This is a genomic window from Geomonas sp., assembly GCF_035254065.1.
GTDB lineage: Bacteria > Desulfobacterota > Desulfuromonadia > Geobacterales > Geobacteraceae > Geomonas.
In genome coordinates this window covers 1-4,707 of record NZ_DATFBA010000135.1, presented here as the reverse complement: position 1 = coordinate 4,707, position 4,707 = coordinate 1, and the positions used below count along the sequence as shown (strand labels likewise).

At 62.4% G+C, this 4,707-nt stretch carries 4 protein-coding genes; all 4 read left to right on the top strand.

Going from position 1 to position 4,707, the window contains the following annotated elements; genetic code table 11:
* Positions 1–202: 202 nt before the first annotated feature.
* The 4 genes from VJ604_RS06625 (at position 203) to VJ604_RS06610 (ending at position 4,581) form a co-directional block, all read left to right on the top strand.
* Positions 203–580, top strand: coding sequence for a hypothetical protein (locus VJ604_RS06625; RefSeq protein WP_324080882.1), 378 nt, complete (start codon positions 203–205; stop codon positions 578–580).
* A 164-nt stretch (positions 581–744) separates the two neighbouring features.
* Positions 745–1,785 carry a DHH family phosphoesterase gene (locus tag VJ604_RS06620; protein WP_414652396.1) on the top strand — a complete coding sequence of 347 codons (1,041 nt, stop codon included), beginning with the start codon at positions 745–747 and terminating at the stop codon, positions 1,783–1,785.
* Between the two features lie 241 nt (positions 1,786–2,026).
* The gene (locus VJ604_RS06615) at positions 2,027–3,160 is read left to right on the top strand and encodes an aminotransferase class V-fold PLP-dependent enzyme (protein WP_324080880.1); all 1,134 of its coding nucleotides are present in this window, start codon (positions 2,027–2,029) and stop codon (positions 3,158–3,160) included.
* 98 nt (positions 3,161–3,258) lie between these two features.
* Complete coding sequence (locus VJ604_RS06610; RefSeq protein ID WP_324080878.1) at positions 3,259–4,581, top strand: PhoH family protein; 1,323 nt, start codon at positions 3,259–3,261, stop codon at positions 4,579–4,581.
* Positions 4,582–4,707 lie beyond the last annotated feature (126 nt).

The following is a 4,707-nucleotide window of genomic DNA, read 5'->3' as shown; positions in this document are numbered from 1 at the left end:
AGGTTTTTTGCTCGGCTTGGCCTTTCCTGCCAGCGTTTTGAACAGCACCCCGTCCTGATCCGATCATCCCACTATGAAGGTCCTTTACTTCGGTTTTTCAATCATTTACGCACCTTGCCAGCGCGGCCCCCTTTTTTGACGATATGGCGCGCCTTTTGCTTCTGGTACGATGTCACCAACCCCGTCACGTTAAGAGGTGTGCATGTACCGTCTGAAGCAAATCGTGCTGGCCATTATCCTCATCTGCATCGCCAACCCCTGCAGGGCGGAGGAGAGTGCGGTGGTAAAGGTCTTCAAGGACGTCTTTTACGGCGGCCTTTCCGGAGCCCTGGTCGGCGGGGTCGTGATGGCCTTCACCAAGCATCCCGGCGACCACCTGGACTACATCGGCTTCGGAGCGGCCGGCGGTGCGTTGGTGGGAGGCACCTACGGCGCGGTAAGCGCTGCCAGGGCCCTGGCCGAGGTTAAGGACGGCAAGGTGAAGTTCGCCATGCCCAGCCTGGTGCCGGGGGTCAAAGAAGGCCCCAACGGATCCTCCGCTGTAACGTTGACTGCCCAGCTTTTGCGCGGTCAATTCTGATTGCCTTTGCGATGATTGTGTGATGGGAGCCTCTGGCTCCTTTTTTTTGCCCTCCTCCGGACAGCATCCGGCTCCCTCTCCCCCCCGTTCTTGTCTAACCCTTCGCGGTGGTTTACAATACAGTGGGTCGATAGAGATTTTAATGATGCAAGCGGGGGTGGCTTTTGTCACGCAACCAGCAACATCCCGATCCCCTGTCCTACACCGACTCCATGCTTACCTGGGTGAGCGGGCGGGGCAAGATCCTGATCGTCGTGCACGATAACCCCGATCCCGACTCGCTCGCCTCCGCCATGGCGCTTCGGCAACTGTTTGCGGTCCGGCTCAACAAGGAGGCGGTGATCGCCTTCTCCGGCATGATCGGCAGAAGTGAGAACCTCGCCATGGCCAAGCTTTTGGAAATCCCGCTCACCCCCTTCCAGGTCATCGAACCCAAGGCCTACCAGGTGATCTGCCTGCTGGACAGCCAGCCTGGTACCGGCAACAACTCGCTCCCCCCCGGTACCCGGGTGGACGTGGTGATCGACCACCACCCGATGCGCGAAGGAAGCTCCGCCTGCCGCTGGGTCGATGTCCGCCCCGAGTACGGCACCACCTCCACCATCCTCTACCAGTACCTGAAGGTGCAGGGGGTCCCGCTGGGGACCAAGCTGGCAACCGCCATCTTCTACGCGATCAAGTCGGAGACCCAGGATCTTGGGCGGGAGGCCACCCGGCCCGACCGCGAAGCCTACCTGGAGCTCTTCCCGCTCGCCAACAAGACCCTGTTGAACAACATCACCCACCCGCGGCTCCCCAGGGAGTACTTCGAGGCCCTGCACACGGCGCTGGAGCACGCTACCTTGTACGGAAAGGTGTTGGTGGCAAGCCTGAAGCGGGTTCAGTTCCCCGAGGTGGTGGCAGAGCTGGCCGACCTCTTGCTCCGGCTGGAGGGGATGGAGACCGTGCTGGCCATGGGGTACTACAACCGGGAGATGATCCTCTCCATCCGGACTTCCAGCGAGGAGATCAACGCGGGTGAACTGATCCGTTCCCTGGTGACCGGCATCGGCAGCGCCGGCGGTCACGGCATGATGGCGGGGGGGAAGGTCGACCAGGTGGAGGGTGACGAGCAGGGGATCCGCGCCGTCGAGGAGCTGCTGACCTCCCGACTGCTCGCCCAACTGCAGGTTCCCAACCAGGACCCGGAGCAGCTCATCGACTAGTCACTCGCTCGGCCCTTCTCTTTACCACTTCAATCCTCCCTTGCCGGCTCCCTCTCTCCCCCCCGAGAGGGGAGGGGGTGAGGGAGCTGTCCATGAAGATGCGAGGCTTCCTTACCCCAACCGCCCCGCGGAGGGGGAGGGGGCTCAGCGGCCGTCCAGCCAGCGTTTGGCCCCTCATTTGAGGATTCAGATTTTCATGAAAAGGTTGCCAAACACCCTCTAAAAGTGCTAGTTATTATGCATGTCGCTCTTCCTGGATAACGCAGCAACATCCTTCCCGAAACCCGAAGCTGTATACCGGGCTATGGATGCTGCCATGCGCGAGGTTGGCGTGGCTCCGGGAAGGGGAGGTTATCGGCAATCCCTGGCAGCTGCCCGCATCGTATATGAAGCCCGCGCAGCCCTGGCAGCGTTCTTTGGCGTATCGGACTCCTCACGCCTCGTTTTCACCCACTCCGCCACCGAATCCATCAACATCGCGGTCAGCGGTCTCCTCAAAGCGGGGGATCATGTCGTCTCGACCACCGTCGAGCACAACGCCTTGCTGCGTCCCCTGCAGTTGATGCGGGAGCGCGGGGTTGAGGTGACCCTGGTGCAGGGCGACCGGGAGGGGAAGGTGTCGGAGCGGCAGATCGCCGCCGCGCTGCGCCCCAACACCAGGCTGGTGGCGCTTGCCCACTGCTCGAACGTGACCGGGGCCATCCAGCCGGTGGAGGAGATCGCCCGCATCGCCCGTGCCGGGGGTGCGCTCATGCTGGTGGATGCCGCCCAAAGCGCCGGTTACCTCCCCATCGATTGCGAGACCATGGGGATCGACCTTTTGGCGGCACCGGGACACAAGGGACTCTTCGGCCCCCCCGGCACCGGCATCCTGGCGATTGCGGAGGGGCTGAGGCTCGACCCGCTCTTGGTCGGGGGGACCGGCGGCAACGCCAGCAGCCCTCACCAGCCGGAGCAGCTTCCCGAGCGCTTCGAAAGCGGCACCACCAACACCCCGGCACTGGCCGGGTTGAAGGCGGGTCTCGATTTCATCCTGGAAAAGGGGCTGGCCGCCATCAGGGCAAAGGAGAGGGGACTCATCGCCCAGCTCCTGGAGGGGCTCCGTTTTATCCCCGGCGTCGTCCTGTACGGACCGCTGGCCGGCGAGCATGGCGGGGCGGTCTCTTTCAACGTGGAGGGACGTGATCCGTCGGAGCTTGCCTTCGCACTGGACCACAACTTCGACATCAGCGTGCGGGCCGGGCTGCACTGCGCACCCCACGTTCACCGCACCATCGGCACCTATCCCGGCGGGACCGTTAGGGTCAGCCCGGGATTTTTCAACAACGAAGACGACATCGGCTTCTTTTTGAAGGCGATGCGCGAACTTAGATAGGCAGTACAGGACGGAGGCTCACCACGCAGTTACATAAACTGAGGATTCAAGAGAACTCGCCGGATTTCTATCGTATAGACAGCGTACAGGAGGGGGAAATGAAGAAAATCTATGTGCTCGACACCAACGTTCTTCTATACGACCCGCAGGCGCTTACCAGGTTCGAAGACAACACGATCATCATCCCCATCACCGTGATCGAGGAGATCGACCGGTTCAAGAAGGACATGAACGAGACCGGCCGCAACGCGCGGCAGTTCTCCCGGCTGATGGATGCCTTCCGTAAGGAGGGCTCCCTCTCCAAGGGGCTGCAACTGGAGAGCGGCGGCTCGATCAGGATCGAGATCTACGAAGAGAAGGTGATGAAGAGGCTTCCTCCCGAACTGCGTCAGGATCGGGGGGATAACCGCATCCTCGCGGTGGCGGTGGACCTCATGGAGTCGCAGAGCGAGGTCCCGGTCGTCTTGGTCACCAAGGACACCAACCTTCGCATCAAGGCCGATGCCCTGGGACTTGCCGCCGAGGACTACGAATCGGACAAGGTCGCCATAGAGGATATGTACAGCGGCTTCGCCACGCTGGAGGTGGGGGCCGAGGTGATCGACCGTTTCTACGGCCAGGGATATCTGCAAGAGCCGGTTGACGGTCTCTATGCCAACCAGTTCGTCTCGCTCACCCAGGCCGGCAATCCTTCCCACGGCGCCATCGCCCGTTTCGACAAGAAGTCTGGCCGGTTGGTGCCGCTGCGGCCGATCGACAAGGAAGGGGTCTGGAGCCTGTTCCCCAGGAACCGCGAGCAGTCTTACGCGCTGGACGCCCTGTTGGACGACGACATCAAGATCGTCACCCTGGTGGGTAAGGCCGGCACCGGCAAGACGCTTTTGGCCATCGCGGCGGGACTGCATAAGACCGCCGAGGAGAGCGTCTACAACCGCCTTCTGGTCTCCCGTCCCGTTTTCCCGATGGGGCGCGATCTCGGCTTTCTGCCGGGCGATCTCGAGGAGAAGCTCTCTCCCTGGATGCAGCCGATCTTCGACAACGTTGAGCTGCTTCTGAGCGGGCACGAGGGGGAACGTCGGCACAGCAAGGGATACAAGGAGCTGATGGCGATGGGGATCCTGGAGATCGAGCCGCTCACCTACATCAGGGGACGCTCCATCCCGAACCAGTACATGATCGTGGACGAGGCCCAGAACCTGACCCCGCACGAGATCAAGACCATCGTGACCCGCGTGGGGGAGGGGACCAAGATCGTCCTGACCGGCGACCCGTACCAGATCGACAACCCCTACGTGGACGCCGAGAGCAACGGCCTCACCTACCTGGTCGAGCGGCTCAAGGGGGAAACCATCTCCGGCCACATCACCATGACCAAGGGAGAGCGCTCCGAGCTCGCCGAGCTCGCCGCCAACCTGCTGTAAGGACGCATACCCGTACCCTCGCCCCTTCAGGGGAGAGGGTGGCCCAAGGCCGGGTGAGGGTGTCTCAAGGTGGCGATACGTCCCGCCCTCACCCCTGCCCCTCTCCCCCAAGGGGGCGAGGGGGAG